This is a genomic window from Mycolicibacterium holsaticum DSM 44478 = JCM 12374 (assembly GCF_019645835.1).
In the GTDB taxonomy this organism is placed as follows: Bacteria; Actinomycetota; Actinomycetes; order Mycobacteriales; family Mycobacteriaceae; genus Mycobacterium; species Mycobacterium holsaticum.
Window position 1 is genome coordinate 2,114,862 of record NZ_CP080998.1, and the last position, 22,934, is coordinate 2,137,795.

21 protein-coding genes are annotated in these 22,934 nt (G+C 66.9%); 14 read left to right on the top strand and 7 right to left on the bottom strand.

What is annotated here, in order from left to right; genetic code table 11:
* Positions 1 to 89: 89 nt before the first annotated feature.
* From K3U96_RS10185 to K3U96_RS10195, 3 genes are all read right to left on the bottom strand, one after another.
* Positions 90 to 1,922, bottom strand: coding sequence for an AAA family ATPase (locus K3U96_RS10185; RefSeq protein WP_220692908.1), 1,833 nt, complete (start codon positions 1,920 to 1,922; stop codon positions 90 to 92).
* A gap of 96 nt (positions 1,923 to 2,018) precedes the next feature.
* A complete protein-coding gene (locus K3U96_RS10190) occupies positions 2,019 to 2,234 on the bottom strand; it encodes an excisionase family DNA-binding protein (RefSeq protein WP_220692909.1) in 216 nt (71 codons plus the stop codon).
* Between the two features lie 149 nt (positions 2,235 to 2,383).
* Positions 2,384 to 3,541: a tyrosine-type recombinase/integrase gene (locus K3U96_RS10195; RefSeq protein ID WP_220692910.1), complete on the bottom strand. Its 1,158-nt coding sequence runs from the start codon at positions 3,539 to 3,541 to the stop codon at positions 2,384 to 2,386.
* A 468-nt stretch (positions 3,542 to 4,009) separates the two neighbouring features.
* Between K3U96_RS10195 and K3U96_RS10200 the strand changes: the two genes are divergently transcribed.
* Positions 4,010 to 4,483: an LppP/LprE family lipoprotein gene (locus tag K3U96_RS10200; protein ID WP_220692911.1), complete on the top strand. Its 474-nt coding sequence runs from the start codon at positions 4,010 to 4,012 to the stop codon at positions 4,481 to 4,483.
* A 10-nt stretch (positions 4,484 to 4,493) separates the two neighbouring features.
* On the opposite strand, the gene K3U96_RS10205 is transcribed toward K3U96_RS10200, so the two are convergent.
* Complete coding sequence (locus K3U96_RS10205; protein WP_069403194.1) at positions 4,494 to 6,416, bottom strand: acyl-CoA dehydrogenase family protein; 1,923 nt, start codon at positions 6,414 to 6,416, stop codon at positions 4,494 to 4,496.
* Between the two features lie 117 nt (positions 6,417 to 6,533).
* Here K3U96_RS10205 and K3U96_RS10210 point away from each other — a divergent pair, with 117 nt between their 5' ends.
* Together K3U96_RS10210 and K3U96_RS10215 are read left to right on the top strand one after the other, a co-directional pair.
* The gene (locus K3U96_RS10210) at positions 6,534 to 7,253 is read left to right on the top strand and encodes a VIT1/CCC1 transporter family protein (RefSeq protein WP_220692912.1); all 720 of its coding nucleotides are present in this window, start codon (positions 6,534 to 6,536) and stop codon (positions 7,251 to 7,253) included.
* Complete coding sequence (locus tag K3U96_RS10215; RefSeq protein WP_220692913.1) at positions 7,253 to 8,344, top strand: esterase-like activity of phytase family protein; 1,092 nt, start codon at positions 7,253 to 7,255, stop codon at positions 8,342 to 8,344. The genes K3U96_RS10210 and K3U96_RS10215 overlap by 1 nt, the downstream gene beginning before the upstream one ends.
* Positions 8,345 to 8,361: 17 nt before the next feature.
* Here the strand turns inward: K3U96_RS10215 and K3U96_RS10220 are convergent, their stop codons facing one another.
* Complete coding sequence (locus K3U96_RS10220; protein ID WP_220692914.1) at positions 8,362 to 9,486, bottom strand: acyl-CoA dehydrogenase family protein; 1,125 nt, start codon at positions 9,484 to 9,486, stop codon at positions 8,362 to 8,364.
* Between the two features lie 118 nt (positions 9,487 to 9,604).
* Between K3U96_RS10220 and K3U96_RS10225 the strand changes: the two genes are divergently transcribed.
* Genes K3U96_RS10225 through K3U96_RS10275 form a run of 11 tightly spaced genes read left to right on the top strand, consistent with a single transcriptional unit; the run spans position 9,605 to position 20,989 of the window.
* The gene (locus tag K3U96_RS10225; protein ID WP_220692915.1) at positions 9,605 to 10,795 is read left to right on the top strand and encodes an acyl-CoA dehydrogenase family protein; all 1,191 of its coding nucleotides are present in this window, start codon (positions 9,605 to 9,607) and stop codon (positions 10,793 to 10,795) included.
* A gap of 17 nt (positions 10,796 to 10,812) precedes the next feature.
* Positions 10,813 to 11,664, top strand: a complete 852-nt coding sequence (locus K3U96_RS10230; protein ID WP_220692916.1) for an MlaE family ABC transporter permease — start codon at positions 10,813 to 10,815, stop codon at positions 11,662 to 11,664.
* On the top strand, positions 11,664 to 12,518 hold the full coding sequence (locus tag K3U96_RS10235; protein WP_220692917.1) for an ABC transporter permease: 855 nt from the start codon (positions 11,664 to 11,666) through the stop codon (positions 12,516 to 12,518). The genes K3U96_RS10230 and K3U96_RS10235 overlap by 1 nt, the downstream gene beginning before the upstream one ends.
* 2 nt (positions 12,519 to 12,520) lie before the next feature.
* Positions 12,521 to 13,888 (top strand): MlaD family protein, encoded by a 1,368-nt coding sequence (locus tag K3U96_RS10240; protein ID WP_220692918.1) that lies wholly within the window; start codon positions 12,521 to 12,523, stop codon positions 13,886 to 13,888.
* Positions 13,885 to 14,958, top strand: a complete 1,074-nt coding sequence (locus K3U96_RS10245; protein ID WP_220692919.1) for an MlaD family protein — start codon at positions 13,885 to 13,887, stop codon at positions 14,956 to 14,958. The genes K3U96_RS10240 and K3U96_RS10245 overlap by 4 nt, the downstream gene beginning before the upstream one ends.
* Positions 14,959 to 14,963: 5 nt before the next feature.
* A complete protein-coding gene (locus tag K3U96_RS10250) occupies positions 14,964 to 16,019 on the top strand; it encodes an MCE family protein (RefSeq protein ID WP_220692920.1) in 1,056 nt (351 codons plus the stop codon).
* Positions 16,016 to 17,116 carry an MCE family protein gene (locus K3U96_RS10255; RefSeq protein WP_220692921.1) on the top strand — a complete coding sequence of 367 codons (1,101 nt, stop codon included), beginning with the start codon at positions 16,016 to 16,018 and terminating at the stop codon, positions 17,114 to 17,116. Before K3U96_RS10250 ends, K3U96_RS10255 begins: the two co-directional genes overlap by 4 nt.
* Complete coding sequence (locus K3U96_RS10260; protein WP_220692922.1) at positions 17,113 to 18,381, top strand: MCE family protein; 1,269 nt, start codon at positions 17,113 to 17,115, stop codon at positions 18,379 to 18,381. The genes K3U96_RS10255 and K3U96_RS10260 overlap by 4 nt, the downstream gene beginning before the upstream one ends.
* On the top strand, positions 18,378 to 19,628 hold the full coding sequence (locus K3U96_RS10265; RefSeq protein ID WP_230982417.1) for an MlaD family protein: 1,251 nt from the start codon (positions 18,378 to 18,380) through the stop codon (positions 19,626 to 19,628). The genes K3U96_RS10260 and K3U96_RS10265 overlap by 4 nt, the downstream gene beginning before the upstream one ends.
* A gap of 27 nt (positions 19,629 to 19,655) precedes the next feature.
* The gene (locus K3U96_RS10270; RefSeq protein WP_220692923.1) at positions 19,656 to 20,255 is read left to right on the top strand and encodes an Rv1363c family protein; all 600 of its coding nucleotides are present in this window, start codon (positions 19,656 to 19,658) and stop codon (positions 20,253 to 20,255) included.
* On the top strand, positions 20,252 to 20,989 hold the full coding sequence (locus tag K3U96_RS10275; protein WP_220692924.1) for a DUF3298 domain-containing protein: 738 nt from the start codon (positions 20,252 to 20,254) through the stop codon (positions 20,987 to 20,989). The genes K3U96_RS10270 and K3U96_RS10275 overlap by 4 nt, the downstream gene beginning before the upstream one ends.
* On the opposite strand, the gene K3U96_RS10280 is transcribed toward K3U96_RS10275, so the two are convergent.
* Complete coding sequence (locus K3U96_RS10280) at positions 20,979 to 21,416, bottom strand: DUF2599 domain-containing protein (RefSeq protein WP_220692925.1); 438 nt, start codon at positions 21,414 to 21,416, stop codon at positions 20,979 to 20,981. The two genes, K3U96_RS10275 and K3U96_RS10280, sit on opposite strands and share 11 nt — an antisense overlap.
* 9 nt (positions 21,417 to 21,425) lie before the next feature.
* Positions 21,426 to 22,901, bottom strand: coding sequence for an aldehyde dehydrogenase family protein (locus K3U96_RS10285; protein WP_220692926.1), 1,476 nt, complete (start codon positions 22,899 to 22,901; stop codon positions 21,426 to 21,428).
* Positions 22,902 to 22,934 lie beyond the last annotated feature (33 nt).

Below are 22,934 nucleotides of genomic sequence, written 5' to 3' on the forward strand. Positions count from 1 at the left end.
TCCCGATGTCCATGTGTCCATGTGTTGTCCATGGAGACCGGTTGTCCATGGTGGTTTGTCCATGTGCGACGGGGGCTTTTGTACGCCTGCTAGTCGCGCATGAGGCGGTGTGTCGCAGGCTTGAACTTGCCTCCTGCGGCGAGCTTTTCAACGCAACCGGTGGCGATCATGTGTTTGACGGCGCGGCCGGTGTCCTTACGCTGCGCTTCGGTGCACTGGTCGCCGTGGACACGTTGCGCAAGGGCGGTGATCGTCCATCCTTCATCGAGCCCTTGTGCTGCCTCGATGTAGCGGCTGTGCTTGCCGTCGTGCGTCGGCGCGCCATCCTCGGCGCTCAAAACCATTGGGTCGACGGCAACACACCACGCGGTGTCTCCGGGGTCGATGATGAAACGTCCTGCCTGTTGCAGACCGTCGTTGGCGCTCGAGCTCGAGACCGGGTGGCAGTGTTGGCGTAGCCCGCTGTGCCGGTCCTTGCGAATCGACAATCGCAGCGTCCCGCCCTGCCCCTTGCGCAGCGGCACCTCAACATCGACCCGCAGTTGCGTTCCGCCCACTCGCCGGCGTTTGGCCATGGTTCCGCCCGCTCCATATTTGCGGCTGTCGGTGCTCTTGGCCATGTGGTCAATCAGCACGACACACACTCCCGACCGCGCCAGCAGCCCGGCAGTGGCGCGGATGATCCTGGTGAAGTCGTCGCTGTCGTTATTGCTGCCGTCGAACATTGGCACCAGCTCGCCCACACAGTCGATGACCGCGACGTCGGGAATCTGCCCGTCGACCGTGCAGTCCTTGATCACTTGCTCCAAGCGGTCGCGGCCTGCGGGTGAGCAGTAGCGGAACCTGCCCGCGCGCAATGCGGATTCCGGCGCTCCGAGCATCAGCAGTCGGGTGACGATGGATTCGACGCCGTTGTCATCCAGGTCTACGAACAAGACGGTGCCGCCGTCGCGCAGCACCTCGGCACACCCAGCGAGCGCAACCATGGTTTTGCCGTCCTCGGGATCGCCGTAGAGCAGATTGATCTCACCGCGGTAGAACAGTCCGACGCCATCCTTACGGCGCAGAATGTCCGGCGTTGGCGGGTCGGGCACGCCACCGTCGAGAAGCTGCGCGATGTCGGCGTAGAGCGGCGTTCCGTCGTCGGGGTCTGCGTCACCGGCTTTCGCTCGCTCGGTCACGTCGTTGCGGTGTCGAGCGCGGGCCAGGCTGAGCCTGTCCAGGGCGGCATCCTGATCCTGTTCGGTCGCCGCGGTCATCATGGCGATGGCGCGTACCGCCACGTGGAACTTCGCGTACAACTCGGCGGCGGTGATCAAATACTCATGCTCACGATGGTTGTGCGGCTTCGGCGTGTTCCATGTCCGCCGATTGGCTCGCTCTATCACTGCGAGCACAGCATCGGCGGTGTTGTCTCCACAGACCCGCGCAACCTCATCCAACGTGTACAGGCGATCACTGGGAATGCTTTTCGCCTTTAGGGCACGTTCGGCCCGGTCTCTCTCGCGGTACCGCTGTAACCGCTCTCGTTGGAGCTTCTCGCCGATCTCGTGCGGATCCTCGGTCAGCGCATCGTCGGCGAACTCGGCGACCTGCGCGCGGGTCAATTCGACCTTTGGGCTCGCGGTGCGCCAAACTTCACGCGGCAGCGCCTCGAAGTCGGAGAACGCCATCCCATCGGAGCCATAGTGATAGACGTCGACGGCGTAGCGACGGCAGAACTTGCGCACTGCCTTCCAGGCGTTCTCGCCGAGGACTTCACCGATGCCGCTGTCGGGGTCGACGCCGAGCTCGTCAGCCCATTGCGCGCCGCTGATCCACTCCGCAAGGGCGCCGAGTCCCATGTCGTGGTGCCCATTGGTGTTGGTGTTGATTGCCTCTGACGCCCCGGGGCGGCTGCCGGGTTCGGCGGTATTCTGCATGGTGTTCCTGTTCGTGGGTGACGGGAATTTCCGCGGGCGATCACCGGGCCGTGGGTGGTCAGAGGCAAGGCCCCACGGTCCGGTGACGTTTCGGGGTTAGTCGGCGTACACAGCCTCGGGGATAAGCGGTTTCATGAGGGCATCGACGTCGGCGCGCTTAACGCGGATCGCACTCCCGGGCTTGTCGCTCAGGCGGTACGCGGGCAACTTCCCGCTGCTCACCAGCGCACGGAAGGTGAAGACGGAGAATCCAGTACGCGCGGCGGCGTGCTGGAGAGACTCAAAGTCGGGAGTGATGGGACGGGCGGGCATGGCGGTGGTCCTTTACACCTGGCGCGCGGGTTCATTCCCCTTGGCAGGCACAGTCCCGGCCGTCAGTTGTCAGCATACATCCGGTTAAACGTGGATGCGTGAGAATCGCTGTGGCTCAGTATGATTCCGCCGTCTTAGACGGTAGAGACTTACGGAGTTTTGGGCGCCGCTAGTGCCGACAAGCGTTCGGCCAGGGCATCGGTGCGGCCGGCCGCGACGTGCTGGTAGCGCATCGCGGCGGTGCTGGTGGTGTGGCCGAGGCGGTCCATGACCTCTTTGGTCGTAGCCCCGGCCACTGCCGCCATGACGCCGCCGAAGTGGCGAAGGTCATGGAAGTGCAGACCCTCTTTGTCGATAGCCTTGCGGGCGGCGAAGAACGGGCCGCGGAATCGCCCCTCTGTGTAGAACGATCCGGTCTCGGGATCGGGGAACAGCAACGCGCTCTTGGCCTTGCCGGTGTGCTCACGCAGGTGACTCTCGATTACCGGCCGCAGGTGGATCGGTACCGTCACAGTGCGGTTCGATTCTCTGGTTTTCGTCGGGCCGCAGGTGTAGGTGTGCTCCCGGTAGACGACCGCCTTGTTGATCCGCACGGTGGCACAGCCTGTTCCGATGTCCTCGCGGGTCAGGCCGAACACCTCACCGCGCCGCAGCCCGCACCATCCCGCCAGCAGCACCGTCAGCCGCAACTCAGCGGGCATGGCCTCGGCGAGCGCAGCCAGCTCGCCCGGCTCCAGCAGGACCACCGAGCGCTTGGTGTGCTTGACCGCGGTGCCGCCCTTGATTCGGGCGGGGGAGCGGTCGATCAAACCGTCGTCCACCGCAGTGTTGAGCACGGCGGTCAACACTCCGTATGCGCGCGCGTTGCGGGTTGGGTAATCGGTGCCCAACCCCGAGAACCACACGCGGACATCCTCGGGCGTGATCTTAGTGAGCGCGTGGTCTCCGAGCGTGGGCAGGATGTTGGACTCCAGGTGGTAGCGGTAGTTCTCTCGGGTGCGGCGAGATATGTTGCGCTGTTCGAGCCACGGCTTGGCGTAACCGCGCAATGTGAGGCGGGCCGCGGCGGCTTTGGTGGCGCGTTCTGCGGGCGGTGTCCAGGTTCCCGGGGTGCGCCGGTCCAGCTCGATCAGATGTTGCTCACCGTCGAGCCAGGAGGTCGCCGCCTGCTTTGTGGGGAAGGTGGCGACGGCCCGGTGCAGTACGCCGTGATGGAGGTAGGCCGCAGACCATCGGCCCGACCGTTCTTGCCGCGCCCGGCCGAAGGCCAGACGGCGGGGGGTGCTCTGTGGTTTGCGTGTTGGCACGTGGGCCTCGCTTCGGTCGGTCTCTGCACAACATTTGCACAACAGTGAGTCCGACAGAACCTAACACAATCAACCAGATTGGCTAGTGGATAAGTGCTGCTAAAGTGCCAATTTCGGGCCGTAGGGCCAGCTCAGAGAACCTGCCAAAACCCCGTGAGAGGCTGGTTCGAGTCCAGCCGGGGGAGCAAGTATTTCGCAGGTTCTATCGCCCGACATTTTTTTGCACCTGCAACATCGGCGAGCGCCCATTTCACCCGGTCCGATCCCACTGGACAGATGTCGGCGCTGCGGACCGGCAAAAGCCGAGCGGCTCACCTCCCAGGGCGATACTGTGGTCGCGATCACACCGCCCTTGCCGGGCGCGTGTACGGGGACAACACAGCTCGCCGCTGCTTAGCGGGGAGCCATTCGGGCGCCGGCCCGTCACCGAGCGAGGTGGCGGGCCGACGCGTCCGTAAGCTCGGCCCCATGCGTTTTGCTCGGCTGCTCGGGCTGCTGACCATGGTGTTGGTCGCCGCCGGATGCGGCTCCAGCCCGCCGCCCGCCGCGCCGAGCACCTCGGCGTCCTGTTCCCCGTCCGACGCGCCCAGCGCCGACGTCATCGCTGCCGAGATCGGGAAGCTCCCCGCAGCCCAGTGGCGCGAGTCCGACCGCGGGCACACCGTGGACTGCCGACTGCACTGGGTCGTCGTCACATCCGGCGATGCCGACGACAGCCCTCAGCAGGTGCTGTTCTTCGAACACCAGCGACCGCTCGGCACCCCGACACCGCAGCCCCGGCCCTACATCAGCGTCATGCCCACCGGTAACGAGACCGCCGTCCTGCAGTACCGGTGGCGTCAGGGTGACGACCCGGCGTGCTGCCCGACGGGCATCGGCAACGTCCGGTTCAGGGTCGTCGACGGCAGATTGACCGCGGTCGACCCGATCCCCGGCCCGTAGCGCCAGGACATCAGGTGTCGACGATGTTCTCCGGGTGCAGCATCTCGGCGTAACGCAACTGCTCGGGAATGCCGAACCCGTCGACCAGCAACTCCGCGTACGGACGCAGGTTGCGGCAGCGTTCGTTGATCCCGCGGGTGACGGCCTTGGCGCGCTCGGTGGACAGGAAACGGTGCTCCATGAACCAGGCGCGGTCCTCTTCGATCACGGTCAGCGCGTACAGGTCACAGACCATCTCGAGGATCTTGCGGGCCTCCTCGTCCTGGCATGTGTCGATGCCTGCGACGAACGCTTCCAGGATGGTGCGGTCGATGTGTGCGCGCGCGGCGTGCAACACGTGATCCTGCACGGCGTTGAACGCCTCGAACGCGCTCATCTCCTTGGCCTTGCCCTGCAGCCGGCGCGCCACGGTGGACAGCATGTACTCCTCGCGGTCCTCGAACATCTGCACCTGAGTACCGCGGTTGAACAGGCTGCCCTCTTCTTCGTTGTCCTGGCGGTTGTCCAGGATCGTCTGGATGATCGGTTGCGCCGCAGTGCGTTTGAGCACGCGGGTGCCGACGGTCTCGGCGGCGAAGCGCACCCATTCCACCGGGCTCATGCTCTTGACGTCGTCGGCGTAGTCGGTGAGCAGCTGCTTGGCGACCAGCTGGGTGAGCACATGGTTGTCACCCTCGAACGTGGTGAACACATCGGTGTCGGCCTTCAGCGCGATCAACCTGTTCTCGGCCATGTACCCGGCCCCGCCGCAGGCTTCGCGGGCTTCTTGGATCGCGCGCGTCGCGTGCCAGGTGTTGGTTGCCTTCAGGCCCGCGGCGCGGGCTTCCAACTCGCGCTGCTCTTCGGGATCGGGATCGTCGGCCGTCTGCAGTTCGTGGCATTTGGCCACCAACTCGTTCTGCGCGAACTGCAGCGCATAGGATTTCGCGATCAACGGCAGCAACCGGCGCTGATGGACAAGGTAATCCATGATCAGCACTTCGTTCTCGTCGTCGGGTGCGGCGAACTGCCTGCGCTGCAACGCATATCGGGTGGCGATGTCGAGCGCCACCCGCGCGGCCGCGGCCGCGCTGCCTGCGACGGTGACGCGACCGCGGATCAGCGTGCCCAACATCGTGAAGAACCGTCGGTTGGGGTTCTCGATCGGCGATGAGTAGGTGCCGTCCTCGGCGACGTCGGCGTACTTGTTGAGCAGGTTCTCCCGCGGCACCCGCACGTGGGCGAACTGGATGCGCCCGTTGTCGACGCCGGGCAGGCCGCCCTTGTAGTGGTTGTCCGACGTGGTCACCCCCGGCAGATCGTTGCCGTCGTCGTCGCGCAGCGGGACCAGGAAGCAGTGCACACCGTGCCCCACCCCATCGGGTGTGATCAGCTGCGCGAAAACCGCTGCCATCCGCGCGGTTTCGGCCGCACCGCCGATGTAGTCCTTACGGGAGGTGCGGGTGGGGGAGTCGATGATGAACTCTTGGGTGGCCGGATCGTAGGTCGCGGTGGTCTCCAGCGACTGCACGTCGCTGCCGTGGCCGGTCTCGGTCATCGCAAAGCAGCCGAGCAGGTCGAGGTTGATGATCTTGGGCACGTACTTCTCGTGGTGGCGTTCGGTGCCGAGGTTCTCGACAGCCCCGCCGAACAACCCCCACTGCACACCGGCCTTGACCATCAGCGACAGATCCGACATGGCCAGCATCTCGATCTGGGTGACCGCGGCACCGACATCGCCGTTGCCGCCGTGTTCCTTCTTGAATCCGTCTTCGGCGGCGCCGTGGTCGGCCATGATCTTCATCTGCTCGGCCACTTTGGTGCGGGCGATGACCGTGTTGGGGGTGTAGTGCGGGCGGAAAACCTCGGTGGAGAGTTCCTCACGCATCCGGTTCTTCACATCGCGCCAACGGCCGTCGAGCGCATTGCGTAGGTGCTCTGCAGTGGTGGTCATACCCAACGGTAGCCCGCTACCGCGCACCTCAAACTGTGATGCGGCAAACGCAGGAGTACCTAACTAAATCCGGTGGAATCCGATGAAGTTCAATCAAGGACATGAAAGGGTCCGGGAATGCCTAAATGGGTGTCGCCCACGGGTGCGCCTCACCTCACCACCCACCGGCACGCCGACGTCACCGGCGGCTGGCTGCGCGCCGCCACGTTCGGCGCCATGGACGGCCTCGTCAGCAACACTGCGCTGATCGCGGGCGTCGCGGCCGCCGCCAGCGCGCAGACCGTGGTGATCAGCGGCGTCGCCGGGCTGCTGGCGGGCGCCTTCTCGATGGCCATGGGGGAGTACACCTCGGTGACCACTGCCAACGAACAGATCGAGTCCGAGGTTCTCGTCGAGCGCCGCTCCTTCCGCAAGAACCCGCAAGCCGAAGAGGCCGAGCTGGTGGCGATGCTGATGGAGATGGGTATGACGCGCGAAACCGCGACGAAGGCCGCCGACGAGGTGCACCGTGACGAGAGCCGCGCGTTGAACTTCCACCTCGTGCAGGAGCTCGGTGTGGACCCCAGGGAGAAGCCGTCGCCGTGGGTGGCGGCGGCCTCGTCGTTCGTGTTGTTCGCGATCGGCGCGATCATCCCGCTGATCCCCTACCTGCTCGGATACGAATCGCTGTGGGTCGGCCTGGCGTGCGGCGGGCTGGGACTGCTCATCGCCGGGGCCATGGCCGCCCGGATCACCCGCAAACCGGCGTGGTTCGGATCGCTGCGCCAGTTGGCGTTCGGCACCGTGGCGATTGCGGCCACCTACTTTGTCGGAACATTGCTCGATACCGTGGCCTAGTGCGAGGCCTTCTGCAGTCCGCGCTCGCATGTGCCGTGCTGGTGTCGGCATGCGGCGGCGCCGAAACCACGGACGTCCACGGGCCGCAGTATCTGGGTCAGCTGAAACTGCGGGACGGCGCGACCCTCGATGGCACGGCGATCGGCGGGCTGTCCGGGCTGAGCTATGACCGCGACGGCGACCTGTACTACCTCATCAGCGACGACCGCTCGGCCAAGAACCCGGCACGGTTCTACACCGCCCGGATAACACTGTCCGACAGTGGCGTCGAAGACGTCGACTTTGTCGGCACGCACCCCCTGCTGGACGCCGACGGCAAGCCGTTCGCGCCGCTGAACGCCGACGCCAGGCCACCGGTGGTGCCGCCGGACCCCGAAGGTATCGCCGTTGACGTTGGCCGCCAGCGCATTTACTGGTCCAGCGAGGGCGAACGGCAGGGCGAGGCGATGCTCGACCCGTCGGTACGGATCGCCGACCTCGACGGCGGCTATCTCGGCGAGTTCACCCTGCCCCCGATGTTGCACATGTCCGGCGAGGAAACCGGGCCAAGACGCAACGTTGGGCTGGAAGGCCTCTCGTTGAGCCCGGACGGCCGCCACCTGTGGGCGGCGATGGAGGGACCGCGTTACGACGACGGTGAACTGCCCAGCGAAGCCGACGGCGCGCTGGTCCGGATCACCAAGTTCGACGTCGAGACCCGCGCCGCCACAGCGCAATACACCTACCGCGTCGACGCGGTTGCCTCAGGTCCTGGCGGCGACAACGGCTTGTCCGAACTGGTGGCGGTCGACGACGACGAGTTCCTGGTGCTGGAACGCGGATACGGCACGCACGTCCAAGCGCGTCTGTACCGCGTCGTCATCGGCGACGCCGATGACGTGCTGGCCCGGCCGTCGCTGCGCGATGCGCCGGTGCAGACGATGACCAAGACACTGCTCGTCGATCTGGCCGGCGCCGTCGACCCGATCGACAACCTGGAGGGGATGACGCTCGGGCCCACGCTGCCCGACGGGCGTCAGGCCCTGGTGCTGGTCAGCGACGACAATTTCTCGGCCGATCAGTTCACCCAGTTCCTGGCGTTCGCGCTCTGAGCGCGCCGAGAAGAGCGTCAGGCGGAGGCGAGAACCTGCGCCAGGAACAACTCCTCGCGGTGGTGGTCGGCGTCGCCGTACAGCGCTGCGCCGACCCGGGCCCGGCGCAGAAACAGGTGCAGGTCGTGCTCCCAGGTGAAACCGATGCCGCCGTGCAGTTGCAGCGCCTCGCCGGCAAGCTGATTCACCGCATCCGACACGTAGGCCTTGGCGACGCTGGCCGCGTGGGCGCTGTCGTGATGTTGGCTATCGAGGGTCATGGCGGCGAAGTAGGTTGCCGCAGCACTGGATTGAATCCAGATCCGCATGTCCGCACACTTGTGCTTGACGGCCTGGAAGCTGCCGACGGCCTTGCCGAACTGCACGCGGTCCTTGACGTAGGCCACCGTGAGCTCGAGCAGTCGCTCGCCCACGCCGACCAGTTCGGCGCAGGTGAGCACCGCAGCGAGCTCGTTGGAGCGGACGATCGACTGCTCGGCGGCCGCGCCCTCGGCGCACAGCGCGGTGGCACCCAGCACCGCCCCGTCCAGCACGACATCGCAGTACCGGCGGGTCACGTCGAGCGTGTGCTGGCGCTCGATTTTCACACCGGTCGTGTCGGCCGGAACCAGAAAGCGCGCCGGCCGCCCGTCGAGCACGGCGTCGACCAGAAGCACCGCCGCCGAATCGGCGTCCTGCACCGAGGCCTTCGCGCCGTTGATGACATACCCGGAGCCGTCCCGGACCGCGGTGGTGTGAATCCCGGCCGTCGACCACGGTTGTCCGGCCTCGGCGAATGCCCAGGCCGCGGTCTGGGTACCGGAGGCCAGCGAAGACAGCAGTGCAACGCGGTCGACAGCGGTCGAGCGGGTGACCGCATCGGCGACGACGGCGGTCGGCAGGAACGGAGTCGAGGCCAGCCCGCGTCCGAGTTCGACTGCCACCAAAGCCAGTTCGGTGGACTGCAAGCCCAGTCCGCCGTGCTCCTCGGCGATGGTCAAGGCGGGCCATCCCAGCCCGACCCCCTTGCGCCACAGTTGCTCGTCGTAGCCTGACGGCCCGTCGATCAACGCCCGCGCCGCCGCCACCGACGAGTGCCGCTCCAGCAGCTCCCGGGTCACCTCGATCAGCGCCCGCTGCTCGTCGGTGAGGTCGAAATTCACGGCGGCTCCTTAGCTGTACGCGGGGCCGGACAGACCGGTTCGGGAAAAGGCTTCACAAACATACAGGACACTGATTAAGGTCGATTGCTGGTTCGACCAATCGATGGAGAGGGGTTGAATGCACCTCGAACAGGACACGCACCTCGACTTCCTGCGCGAGCGAGTACGTGCCTTGGCGGCTCGACATCAACCTCCCCGACATGGCCGGACCGGCGTCCGGGCGCCGGAGGCCCACGACATCCCCGCACTGCGGGAGTGGACCGCCCGGCTGTTCTCCGAGCAAATGCTCGGGGTGAACTGGCCGGTGGCCTACGGGGGGCTGCCCGATCCGCATCCGCTGCACGAATCGGTGGTGATCGACGAGCTGATCCGGGTCAACGCACCCGGTCCGGTCGGTGGCGGGATGCTGGCAGCCGCGGCGATCATCGCGTCGGGGTCCGCCGAGCAGAGGGATTACTTCCTGCCCCGCATCCGCTCTGGCGAACACATCTGGTGCCAGCTGTTCAGTGAGCCGGAAGCTGGTAGCGACCTGGCGAGCCTACGCACCCGCGCACGCCGTGAGGACGACGTCTTCGTCATCGATGGGCAGAAGGTGTGGACGACCAACGGACAGCACGCCGACTGGGGCTATCTGCTGGCCCGCACCAACCCGGACGCGCCCAAGCACGCGGGCATCACGGCGTTTGCTCTGGACATGTCGTTGCCGGGCGTCACGGTGCGGCCGCTGCGCGAGATCACCGGAACGGCGGACTTCAACGAGGTCTTCCTGGACGGGGTGCGCGTCCCGAGCAAGCATGTGATCGGGGAGGTGGATCAGGGCTGGGCGGTGACCACGGCCAGCCTGGTGCACGAACGTGCGGGCGCGGGCAGCGGTGCGTCGCTGTTCGGTGCGCTGCAGCGGCTGGTACGGCTGGCGGGCAGCCTGCCCGACTCGTCGGGCGCCGAATCGGGCTCTGCACTCGATCGCCGAGACGTGCGTCAGGCGATCGGGGGGTTCGTCGCCGACGTGCACGTCAACTCGTTGGTCGCGGCGTACAACGAAAGCCGCGCGCTGCACGGCGGCGCGGACTTCGCCGATGCGCCGGTGTCCAAAATCCTGTTCAGCCAGATCAATCTGGCACTGCACGAATACGGGATGCAACTGCAGGGCCATGACGGCATTCGTGTCGAAACGGATCCGCATGTCCACGACGGTGGTTGGTGGCAGGACGCGTTTCTGTACGGACGGGCCTTCACCATCGCCGGGGGCACCAACGAGGTCTTGCGCAATGTCATCGCGGAACGGGCGCTCGGACTTCCACGTGGCTGACGGTTGGTGAGCGCGGGATGACCACGCAGCGCCCGGTGGACCCAAGCCCACTCGGCGAGGTCGGTGAGTGGGGCCGGGGATACGTCCAGCGGCACCCCGTTGCGGCGCTGAGCACCGTTGGCAGCCAGTGCATCCTGGGCCTGCAGGCGCTTCGCTACCTGGTGATCGATATCGTCAGATGGCGGTTTCCGTTCTGGGAGTTCGTGCAGCAGGCGGCGTTCATGGCGTCGACGGCGATGCTGCCGACCATGTGCGTGGCGATCCCGATCGGGGTGACGCTGCAGATCCAGTTCGCCCTGCTGGCCGGACAGGTCGGCGCCACCTCGCTGGCCGGAGCCGCCAGCGGGCTCGCGGTGATCCGGCAGGGCGCGCCGCTGGTGGCCGCCCTGCTGATGGCGTCCGCGGTCGGTTCGGCGATCTGCGCCGACCTCGGCTCGCGCACCATCCGCGAAGAGGTGGACGCCCTTGAAGTTCTTGGGATCTCGGCCATCCGCCGGCTCGTGGTCCCGCGGCTCGCGGCGTCCATCGTCGTCGGCGTCGCGCTGACCGGGCTGGTGTGCTTCATCGGGTTCCTCGCCGGCTATCTGTTCAACACGTTCGCTCAAAACGGTGCGGCGGGCAGCTTCGTGATGACCTTCGCGTCGTTCGCGACCGTCGGCGACCTCATCCTCACCATGATCAAAGCGGTGGTGTTCGCCGCGATCGTCGCCATCGTGGCGTGTGACAAGGGACTGACCACCAAGGGTGGGCCCGCGGGCGTCGCGAACTCGGTCAACGCCACCGTGGTGGCGTCCATCCTGCTGCTGATGATCACCAACGTGGTGTTCACCCAGATGTACGTCCTGCTGTTCCCCAAGGCGGCGCTCTGATGGCGGCGCCGTACTACCCCAGAGGTCTGCGGCCGTTGGTCAGCGCGTCGACGTCCGTGGCCGGGCTCGGCATCCGGCTCGGCCACATGCTGACCTTCTTCAGCCGCGCGGTCGGCGGTGTCCCGCTGGCGGTGACCCGGTACCGCAAGGCCTTCCTGACCATCTTGTCGGATGTCACGTGGGGCAACGGATCCATCGTGGTGGGCGGCGGCACCGCATGGGTGATCATTCTGCTCGGCGCGACGGCCGGAGCGATCGTGGGCATCGAGGGCTATCAGGCGCTGCACCTGTTGGGCATGGAACCCGCCGCCGGACTGCTGTCCTCGACGGTGTCCACCCGCGAACTCGCGCCGGTGATGGCCGCCCTGGCGTTCGCCGCGCAGGCCGGCTGCCGGTTCACCGCGCAACTTGGTTCGATGCGCATCTCCGAGGAGATCGACGCCATCGAGTCGTTGGCGATCCGTCCGCTGCCGTACCTGATCAGCACCCGGCTGCTGGCCTCGGTGGTGGCGATCATTCCGCTCTACATCCTGTGTTTGGTCGTGAACTACGCCGCGGTGCAGAGCATCGTGACCTTCGCGGGCGGATTGTCGGCCGGCTCCTTCAACCACTACTTCCGGCTGGTGCTCACCGGCCAAGACATCGTGTACTCCGTCGTCAAGGCGATCGTGTTCGTGATCCTCACATCCACCATCCAGTGCTACTACGGCTATTTCGCGGCGGGCGGCCCACAAGGTGTCGGGATCGCGGCCGGCCGCGCGATGCGGGCCAGCATCTCGGTCATGATCATCGCCAACCTGCTTCTCACCATCGGCTTGTGGGGGATCGGCTCCGGCGCGAGGCTGGGGGGCTGACGGTGACGCAGAGCTTCGAATCGGCCACCAACCCGGTATCGGATTCCCGGTTACTGCTGCGCGGGATCGCGCTGCTGCTGGGCACCGTGCTGTTGGCCGCCGCCGCGATCGCCAAGTCCGAGGGGGCGTTCTCCAACCGTGTCGAGGTGGTCGCGTTGCTCGCCAATGTCGGAGACGGGCTGCCCAGGGGCTCCGACGTCAAATTCCGCGGCGCGCTGGTCGGCACCGTCGAAGGGGTGACGCCGAGCATCGACGGCGGCGACAACGAGGTCGACCTGACCCTGGACCCGCACTTCGCGCACGCGATCCCCGCCTCGGTCACAGCGCGCGTCGTGCCGGGCAACGTGTTCGCCGTATCGTCAGTGCAGTTGGTGGACAACGGTTCCGGGCCCGCGCTCAAGCCGGGTTCGCAAATCCGTCAGGACGACAGCCTGGCCACCGTCCAGTTCCAGACGGCGTTGTCGAAGCTGCGCGACGTGCTCGCCGCCGCGGGCCGACCCGGGTCCACCGACACCGTCGGCGTGCTGGCCGCCGTCGCCGAGGCGACCAGCGGGCGCGGTGACGAACTCGAACGCGCGGGCAGCGGCGCCAACCGCATCGTCGACCAACTCAACCGCATCATCGCCGACGACGGCACCGAGGCCACGCTCGCGGTCCTCTCCGAAGCCCTGCAGGGCCTCGAGGACAGCGCGCCCGACCTGCTGGACGCCGTGCACAGCGCGGTCGTGCCCATGCGCACCTTCGCCGAGAAACGTCAGGAGTTGACCACTTTCCTGTCTGCCGGGCACGCCACGTTCGGCGAAGTGGGCACCTCCTTCGAGAACAACACCGACCAGATGATCGTGATCACCACTCAGATGTCCCCGGTGATGGGTGTAATGGCCGACGGCTCAGGCGCTTTCGCACCCATCGTCACCCGGATCAACGACCTGACCAACCGCTTCTTCGAACACGTTTGGCATGAGGACAAGAAGATGGCGGTGGGCAAGTTCATGTTGGTCCTCACACCGAACCGGATGTACACCCGTCAGGACTGCCCGCGCTACGGCGCACTCGAGGGCCCCAGCTGCCGCACCGCCCCGCTCACCGCCGACCCGCCGGTGCTGCCCCGACAACTCGACCCGCGCAACTACCAACCGCCCGGCGGCAACGTGGGCCCGGTCGGCAGCCCACAAGAACGCGCAGAGCTGAGCGAACTGCTCGGACCACAGCCCAATGCCGCCGCCGAACTGCTGCTCGGGCCGGTACTCAGGGGCAGCACCGTGCACATCGTTCCCGATCCGTCGGCGGCCGCGCCGCCGGGGTCGCCACTGCCCGCGGAGGCTGCGCATCCCGGGTCCGTCGAGCCGGGAGGGAGGGACGGTCCGTGAAGTCGGCCAGCACACCTGTCAGGACACCCCTGAGAAGACACATCCGCCCGCTGATCGGGCTGTGCATATTCCTGGTCGTCTGCCTCGCGCTGATCTGGACGGTGTTCGTCACGTTGCAGCGTGAGGTCGACGGTCGAACGCACGCGTACAGCGCCGTTTTCACCGATGTATCGGGGCTGAAGGTCGGTGACGAGGTGCGGATGGCGGGAGTGAAGGTCGGCCGCGTGGACGACGTCGCGCTGGACGGCACCGACGCGCGGGTGCGTTTCCGGGTGCAGTCCGAACAGGTGCTGTACGGAAACACCAAGGCCGCCATCGTCTACCAGAACATCATCGGGCAGCGTTACCTCGGCCTGTCGCTTGCCGACTACGGCGACCCCCGCGTGCTGCCCGCCGGCTCGGTCATCCCTGTCGAACACACCGAACCCTCATTCGACATCTCCCGGCTGCTCAACGGGTTCGAGCCGCTGTTCGCGCTGCTGAACCCCGAACAGGTCGACAACCTCACCACCGCCATCGTGCGGTCGCTGCAGGGCGACACCGGAGCGATCGCGACGATGATCTCCGAGACGACCCGCCTCGCGCAGTCGTACTCGGGCACCGACGCGATCCTCGATGGTGTGCTGACCCATCTGAACAGCGTGGTGGCCTCGCTGGCCGACCACGGCGACGCGCTGAACAGCAGCATCGATTCGGCGGAGACGGCCTTCAACGGATTCGCCCAACGCCGTGCCGAATTCGTCGACTCGCTGGATCAGGTTTCCGTGGTCGGCGAACGATTGGCGAACGTCATCACCGACGTCCAGCCGGACATGAGGGAATGGCTGGCGCGCGAACCCGGCTTCGCCAAGCACTTCATGGAAGACAAACAGGGATTCGCCTACATGGCCTTCAACACACCGCTGATGCTCAAGGGTCTGGCCCGGTTCAGTCAGGGCGGGGCGTACCTCGACGTGTACGCATGCAACCTGACCGTCAGCCAATTCCCCCGGATCGACAGCTTGATCAACGCGATCGTCCGGGAAGGCACGCCCGAAGACCGGCTGACCTACAGCCAGAAGTGCCGGTGATGGTCATGACAGTGACGCACGACAGCACGGCCGGGAAACGTCTGTGGCTTCGGTCCATCCAGTCCTACAGCAAGCTGCAACTGGGCGTGACCGCCGTGCTGGTCATCGTGCTGACCCTGGGGGCTGCGCTCGGCCTGGGCCGGCTCGGGATCGGGAAGGACGTCTACACCGCCGAGTTCGCACAGGCGGCCGGCTTGAGTGTGGGCGACCAGGTCACGGTGGCCGGTGTGCGGGTCGGGCGCGTCTCCAGCATGCGCCTCGCAGGCGACCACGTGGCCGTCGGACTGGAGATCGACGATGACATACCGCTGGGCTCGGCCACCCGGGCCTCGGTCAAACTCACCACGCTGCTCGGTGCCCGGTACGTCGACCTACAGCCGGCGGGTTCGAAAGACCTTTCCGACCACCGTATTCCGCTGGCCAACACCGAGGTGCCCTACGACCTGCAGGCCGCGCTGCAGGACGCCACCACGACGTTCGAAGCCGTCGACGCCGAGAAGATCGCGCAGTCGATGACCACGCTGTCGACACAGTTGGCGGGGGCACCCGAGGTGCTGCCCCAGGCGCTGCAGAACATCGAGCACCTGTCATCGGTGATCGCGTCGCGCCGCGATCAGATCTACGACCTGCTGCGCAGCACCGAGCAGGTGGCCGAATTGCTCGGCAATCAGCAGCGCAGCCTGGGCCTGCTGATGACCCAGGGCCGCGAGGTGCTCGGCGATCTGGCCGCGCGCAAGGACCTGGTGGTTCGGCTGATCGACGCCACCACGAAGTTGGTGAACCAGTTGCGGCCCGTGTTGATCGGCGACCGGCAGCGGATCGATGAACTGATGAACAACCTCGACGGCATGCTCAGCGCGGTAGGCCGCAACGACGCGTTGTTGCGCAGCACGCTGCAGCTGATGCCCGTCACGGTGCGCAACTTCGCCAACGCCACCGGCAACGGCAACGAGTTCGACTTCACCTCCAGCGGTGGCACCATGATCGACACGTTCATCTGCGCGATCAGCGGGCGCGCCAAGCAGTTCAACCTGCCGCCCTACTTCGGGGACTGCAAATGACCCCGCGCGCATTCCTCAAGCTGATCGCCATCGTTGCGATGGTGTGCGGCGCGTGCGGTTGTACGAGCGGCCCGTTCAGCGAGCGGGCGATGACGATCATCGGGCTTTTCGACAGTGCGAGCGGGCTTTACGAAGGCAATGCGGTGTCGATTCTCGGGATGCCGGTCGGCACGGTGGAGAAGATCGAGGCCAGGGGCGCGTACGTCGAGGTGACGATGCGGGTCGAACCCGGCGTCAAAATCCCCGCCGACGCGCAGGCGGTCACCGTCTCCACCTCCATCCTCACCGACCGGCACGTCGAGTTCACCCCGGTCTACCGCGACGGGCCGACGCTCGCCGACGGTCAGACGCTCGGCCTGGACCGCACCCGCACCCCCGTGGAATTCGACCGGGTGCTGGCGATGATCGACAAGCTGGCCGTGCAGTTGGAAGGCGACGGGCACGGGTCCGGCCCGGTCGCCGACCTGCTCTCGGTCAGCGCCGCGATGACCGAGGGCAACGGCACAAAGATCCGGTCGGCGCTGGGGGAGCTGTCGACCGCGCTGAGGATGAGCAAGGAACGCGGCGCCCCGACCGGTGACGCGATCACGAAGATCGTCACCAACCTGGAAAGCCTGACCACCGCGTCAGCCGAGAACGACCGGACCATCCGCGACTTCGGCTCGTCGATGCGCCAACTCAGCGATGTGATGGCGGCCGAACAGCTCGGCAGCGGGTCGACCGGCGCGCAGATCAACCAGATCCTCACCGAAACAGCCGATCTGATCGAGGACAACCGGGACGCGCTGAAGTCGACGGCTGCCGGTTTCGAGACGACCACCAAGGCCATCGCCGACTACCGGCGCGAGCTCGCGGAAACGCTGGATGTGGCGCCGATGCTGCTCGACAACGTCTACAACATGATCGACCACGAGAAGAACGCGATTCGCTCGCATCCCGTGCTCGACAAGGTCGAACTCAACGGTCAGCTGACCAAGGAGGTGTGCAACCTGCTGGGCATGAAGCAGTTGGGATGCACCACCGGGACCGTCCAGGACTTCGGCCCCGATTTCGGAATCACCAGCATGCTCGAGGGATTGGCAGGTCTTACCCCATGACACCGGTCTTGGCGATACCGGCGCGCAGACCGCTCCGCGCGCTTGCCGCGCTCACCACGGCAGTGGCTCTGGTGGGTGGGCTGGCGGGCTGTTCGATGGGCCTGGACCGGATCCCGTTGCCTGCGCCGTCCGTCGGCGCGGACACATACGAGATCAGCGCGACGTTCGCCAACGCGCTGAACCTGCCCGCCAAGGCCAAGGTGCGGCTGTCCGGCGCCGACGTCGGCGAGGTCGAGTCGATGACCGCCCGCGACTACACGGCGGTGGTGACGATGCGGATCGCCTCGAATGTCGCGATCCCCGCCGGCACAACCGCCGAATTGCGGTCGGCCACCCCGCTCGGCGACATCTTCGTCGCGCTGACACCGCCTGCCGACGCATCCGCCACGACCACACCGCTGGCGCCGGGCGCGGTGCTTCCGCTGGCCTCCACGGCGTCGGCCGCCTCGGTGGAAGACGTGCTGAGCACCGCGGCGCTGCTCGTCAACGGGGGAGCGATCCGCAACCTGACCCGGCTGATCAACGGGATGGGCCGCGCGGTCGGCGGTAAGGGTGAGGATCTGAACAAGTTCGTCGACGAGTCCACCCGGCTGATCCAGAGCCTCTCGGCCCGTTCGGATTCCATCAAGCGCGCGCTCAACCAGACCGGCGATCTGTCCGCCACGATGGCGGCCCGGCAGAAATCCATCGACGCGGCCATCGAGGCTGCCGGCCCCGCGCTGGGCGCCGTCGCGGAGAACACCGACCGGATCGTCGATCTGATCGCACAGCTGAACCGGATCACCCTGCAACTGGCCAAGTTTCCTTCGGTGCGCGGGGAGGAGTCGCGCAGCATGATGGCCGACCTCAACCGGCTCTCCGCGGGCCTCAACGACGCGTCGACGGCGCCCGGCGCGTCGCTGGCCAACTTCAACCTGATGTTCGGCCCGATCCTCAAGACGACCAACTCGACTGCATCCAACGTCGAGATCGATCTCGCCGACCTCGCTGTCGGTGCGTTCGCCGACCCGCACCACCCCGCCGATCCGGGCAGCCGTGGGCCGGGGCGAGAAGACTTCCGCAATCTGGTCGGCAGCATCTCCTACGAGCTGTTGATGGTCCGCAACAAGTTCTGGGGTGCGCCCACCCCGCCGCCCGGAATGCCGCAGCCGCCCAACCTGATCGGGCCGAATCCCGGCAACCTCACACCCGCTCCGTCACCGCCGGGACTGCCGCCACCCCCGCCGACGGCTCCGCCGGGGGGGTCGCTGGAGGGGCCACCGTGAGAGCGCTGTTGAACGCATTGGGTTGGGCGAAGCTGCACCGACTGGGCCTGTCGGCGATCGCGCTGGCGATGATGTTCGTCATCGGTGTGACGTACCTGATGTTCGGTACGTTGCGGCTGGATCCGTCGCGCACCGAGGCGGTGATCCGCGTGCACCTCGAGCAGACCGGTGGTCTGCTGCCGGGCCAGGACGTGACGCTTCGCGGGGTGCCGGTGGGCCGGGTGCGCTCGATCGAGTTGTCCGACACCGGTGCGGTGGCAGTGGCGGCGATCCATCCGGGTACCCGGATCCCCACCGATACCGAGGTGCGGGTATCGGCGCTGTCACCCGCCGGTGAGCAGTACCTGGACTTCCGCGCCGACCGCAACGACGGGCCCTACCTCGCCGACGGTGCCGAAATCGCCAGTGACCGAACGCGAACGCCGGTGACGCTGGCCAAGCTGCTCGGCGATCTCGACGGCGCCCTCGAGCAGGTCGACCCCGCACGGTTGTCGGCCGTCCTCGACGAGCTGCGGGTGGGCCCGGACGGGGCGGACAAACTCGCCGCCATTCTCGACGGTGGCGCGTTCCTGGTGTCGACGCTCGATTCGGTGCTGCCGCAGACGGTCAGCCTCATCCGGAACAGCAAGGTGGTGCTGTCGACGGTGCGTGATGTCAGCCCCGGGATGGCCGCGACGTCGGCGGACCTTTCGACGATCCTCGGTGGCGTCGAACGCATGGACGGCGGCTACCGGACCTTGCTGGACCGCGGCCCCGAAGCGTTCGCGGGCATCGACGCCGTCATCGCCGACAACTCACCGACGATGGTGCAGTTGCTGGGCAACCTGACCACTGTGTCCCAGTTGGCGTATCTGCGGGTGCCCGCCCTGCAGGAGTTTTTCTTCCCGCAGTACCGCGCCGGTTCGGCGCTCGACGCGGTCGGCAGCACCTTCCGCGACGGCGGGGTGTGGGGCGCGGTGAGCCTGTACTCGCGGTACGGGTGCGACTACAACCTGCCGAAGGCCCCGCCGACACTGACCGACTTCCCGGAGCCGTTCCTGTACACCTACTGCCCGAACCCGGATCCGAAATATCTTGTGCGGGGCGCGCGCAACGCACCGCGACCACCGGGTGACGACACCGCGGGCCCACCACCGGGTGCGCATCCGTTACAGCGCGCCGATCCGGTTCCGACCGGCCCGCTGACCATTCCGACGCCCTACGGCGGCCCCTTCCTGCCACTTCCACCACCGCCGAGCGGTCCGTGATGCGGGCTACCCCGAAAGGAGCAGACGATGACTACCCGGGAACAGGCATCGACACTGGATGCCACCGGCGACACCGACGCTGAAGAGGTCCGGCCCGAGGAGACCGGCCTGGCACCGGATTCCCCGCGGCGCCGGTGGCTGCGTTGGCCCGGTCGCAAGACGGTGGCCCTCGGGGCGGGCGCCGCGCTCGTGGTCGGCGCATTGGTGACCAGCGCGCTGCTGGCGCTCGAACTGCAGCGGGACCGGGCGATCGCCGACGCCGGCCAGCAGGCCCTCGCCGCCGCGCAGCAGTACGCAATCGTGCTGACCAGTGTCGACGCGGCCAAGCTCGACGCGAACTTCGCGGCGGTGCTGGACGGTGCGACCGGCGAATTCAAGACGATGTACAGCGAGTCCAGTAGTCAGCTTAAACAGGCGCTCATCGACAACAAGGCCAGCGCCGACGGAAAGGTCGTCGCGGCGGGTATCAAGTCGGCGACACAGGACAAGGTGGAGGTGATGCTCTTCCTCGATCAGGCGGTCACCAACGCGCTGAATCCCGAACCGCGCCTTGATCGCAACCGGATCATCATCACGATGGAAAAGGTCGACGGCCGCTGGCTGGCCAGCGACGTCGTGCTGCCATGAGCCGGGTTCTCGCGCGGTGGGCGGGCCCGCTGCTCGCCATCACGCTCGTCGGGCTGCTCGTCGGCGCGGCGCCCACGGCCGACGCGGACGCCATATCCAACGGCGTCACCTACACCGTCGTACCTGACGTCCGCGCCGGGGTCAGCCCCCAGGGGCCCGGTGAGTGGACGGTGAACTACGAGAAACTCGCCGGCGGCAATCCCGCGGTCACCGACGCGATCAACCGGATCCTCGACGACGAGGCCGACGGTCAGGTGTGGCTCTTCGCCGCCAGCGCCAGCAAGAGCTCCCGGTGGGTGTTCAACACCGATGGCAGGTTGCTGTTTCGGCCGATGACCATCTCAGCGCTGTTCAAGGGTCAGTACAACGCGTTCGACCTACCGAACATGCCTGTCGACACCGTGGCCACGCGGGTCTTCGACTCGCGCAGCGGGATCCAGATCGTCTGGGGCAACCTGTTCGTCGATGAACAGGCCGGGCTGAACCGGTTGGGCGAGTTGACCAAGCAGATCCTGCCCGCCACCTACCCGACGCCGCCGCTTGGCGGGTGGGGCGAGTACTACGCGGGGTGGGCGCCGGTGCAGCGCAACTTCCGATTCTGGATTCCGACCGACGCGGGCCTCCAAATTCACTTCCCCGAAGGACAATTCGGCAGGGAGGTTCGCTCGATCACCGTTCCTTGGGCCGCGGTCACGGATCTCATCGACCCGGTGTTCGCGCCCATCACCAGTTGAGAACGTCGTCCGGTCCGCCGGGGTTGCACCCCGAGTTCTGCATGATGATGCTGGACACGACCGGTCGCCACGGTTCGAGGTTCCAGGTGCCGACCTTGCCGGGGTTGGTGAACGTGGACAGCTGCCAGTAGCACAGAAACTGGTTCTGCATGGACAGCGTATTGGCGTCCGGCGCATGTTCGAGCAACTCCGCCCACGCGTCGTAGCTCTGCGCGCCGTTGGTGAAGACCCCCGACCCGGCCCAGCCCCACGCGGTGGGGTAGATCCGCAGGGTCGCCCGATCGCCGTGGTACTCCCACACCGTGTGGTCGATGTAGTCGGGGGAGCCCGCCGGGCGCGCGGGCAGTGGCGCCGCCTGTGCCACCACCGCGCCGGAAAGTAGCGCCGCGGCGCCCGCGGCGATGGCCAGCAAGCGAGCGACCCTCACGACTTCACCTCAGCCGACCGGCCATTGAAGCGCCTTGTGCTGCAAGTACTCCGCCAGCCCGTGCTCACCGAACTCCCGGCCGATACCGCTGTGCTTGTAGCCGCCGAACGGTGCGCTGGGGTTCAATCCGCCGCCGCCACCGTTGATGATGACGGTGCCGGCGCGCAACCGGCGGCCGACCGCCACCGCACGCAGCGGGTCTGCCGACCAGACGCCGCCCGCCAACCCGTAGCGGCTGTCGTTGGCCAGCCGCACCGCTTCGTCGTCGTCGCTGAACGGAATCACCACGCCGACCGGGCCGAAAAACTCGTCCTGCGCGATGCGCATCGAGTTGTCGACGCCGACGAACAGCGTCGGCTCCACGAAATAGCCACGTTCGCATTGTGCGGGACGCTTTCCGCCGAAGGCGATCTGGGCGCCCTCGTCGACCCCGGTGGCGATCAGCGACTCGACCCGCCGGCGTTGAGCCTCACGGATCAGCGGCCCCATCATCGTCGTCGGATCTGACGGGTCGCCGACGCTGATGAAGCCCAGCACGGCGGTGATGCGGGCGACCAGTTCGTCATGGAGGGACTGATGCACCAGGATCCGGGTCAGCAGCGCGCAGCCCTGGCCGGCGTGCGTGACGATGCCCGCGAGCACGCTCTCCATCACCTTGTCGAGGTCGGCGTCCTCGAGGAGGATGTTCGCCGACTTGCCTCCGAGTTCGAGGACGACCTTCTTCAGGGAATCCGCGGCCTGCGTGTACACCCTGCGGCCCACCGCATCCGAGCCGGTAAAGCTGACCAGGTCGACCCCTGGGTGGGTGGTCAGCGCCTCGCCCTCGGCGATGTCGCCGGTGATGACGTTGAGCACGCCCGGGGGCAGCCCGGCGGTCTCGGCGATCTCGCCGAGTACCAGCGCCTCCAGCGGCGTGTACGGCGACGGTTTGAGCACCGCCGTGCAGCCGGCGGCCAGCGCGGGTCCGACCTTGGCCAGGTTGAGCAGGAACGGGAAGTTGAACGGGGTGATGAGCGCGGCCACGCCGTACGGTTCGCGCAGCACCATGCCCTGGCCGATGCCGTGTCCCATCACCGGCCGCACCGGGGGCTCGAAGTCGAACTGTGGCAGCACCCGGTTGGTCAGGTCGCAGAAGTGGTCGATCGGGGTGCCGACCTGAAGCATCTCGGCGAGCATCCGGGTCGAGCCGGCCTCGGCGATGTTCAACTCGATGAGTTCGTCTCGGCGCCGGGTGAGTTCGTCGGCCATGGCGGCCAGGATGCGGCCGCGTTGAGCCGGGCGCATCGTCGGCCACGGTCCTTCGTCGAAGGCGTTGCGTGCCGCGGTGACAGCGGCGTCGACGTCGGCGACGGTTGCCTGTGGCACCTCGGCGATGGTTTCTTCGGTCGCCGGGTTCACCACCGTGACGGTGTCGTTGCCGGTGCCCGACGTCCACGCGCCGTTGATGAACAAGCCTCCGCGGGTGGAAACTGTCGTGGCAGTCACAGAACTCCTCCTAGTTGGATGTCATTGAGTAAG

Coding starts and splice junctions, on each gene's coding strand:
- K3U96_RS10200 (WP_220692911.1), top strand. CDS start 4,010: ATGCGTTTTGCTCGGCTGCTCGGGCTGCTGACCATGGTGTTGGTCGCC.
- K3U96_RS10205 (WP_069403194.1), bottom strand. CDS start 6,416: ATGACCACCACTGCAGAGCACCTACGCAATGCGCTCGACGGCCGTTGG.
- K3U96_RS10235 (WP_220692917.1), top strand. CDS start 11,664: ATGGCGGCGCCGTACTACCCCAGAGGTCTGCGGCCGTTGGTCAGCGCG.
- K3U96_RS10230 (WP_220692916.1), top strand. CDS start 10,813: ATGACCACGCAGCGCCCGGTGGACCCAAGCCCACTCGGCGAGGTCGGT.
- K3U96_RS10255 (WP_220692921.1), top strand. CDS start 16,016: ATGACCCCGCGCGCATTCCTCAAGCTGATCGCCATCGTTGCGATGGTG.
- K3U96_RS10250 (WP_220692920.1), top strand. CDS start 14,964: ATGACAGTGACGCACGACAGCACGGCCGGGAAACGTCTGTGGCTTCGG.
- K3U96_RS10190 (WP_220692909.1), bottom strand. CDS start 2,234: ATGCCCGCCCGTCCCATCACTCCCGACTTTGAGTCTCTCCAGCACGCC.
- K3U96_RS10275 (WP_220692924.1), top strand. CDS start 20,252: ATGAGCCGGGTTCTCGCGCGGTGGGCGGGCCCGCTGCTCGCCATCACG.
- K3U96_RS10210 (WP_220692912.1), top strand. CDS start 6,534: ATGCCTAAATGGGTGTCGCCCACGGGTGCGCCTCACCTCACCACCCAC.
- K3U96_RS10185 (WP_220692908.1), bottom strand. CDS start 1,922: ATGCAGAATACCGCCGAACCCGGCAGCCGCCCCGGGGCGTCAGAGGCA.
- K3U96_RS10225 (WP_220692915.1), top strand. CDS start 9,605: ATGCACCTCGAACAGGACACGCACCTCGACTTCCTGCGCGAGCGAGTA.
- K3U96_RS10260 (WP_220692922.1), top strand. CDS start 17,113: ATGACACCGGTCTTGGCGATACCGGCGCGCAGACCGCTCCGCGCGCTT.
- K3U96_RS10270 (WP_220692923.1), top strand. CDS start 19,656: ATGACTACCCGGGAACAGGCATCGACACTGGATGCCACCGGCGACACC.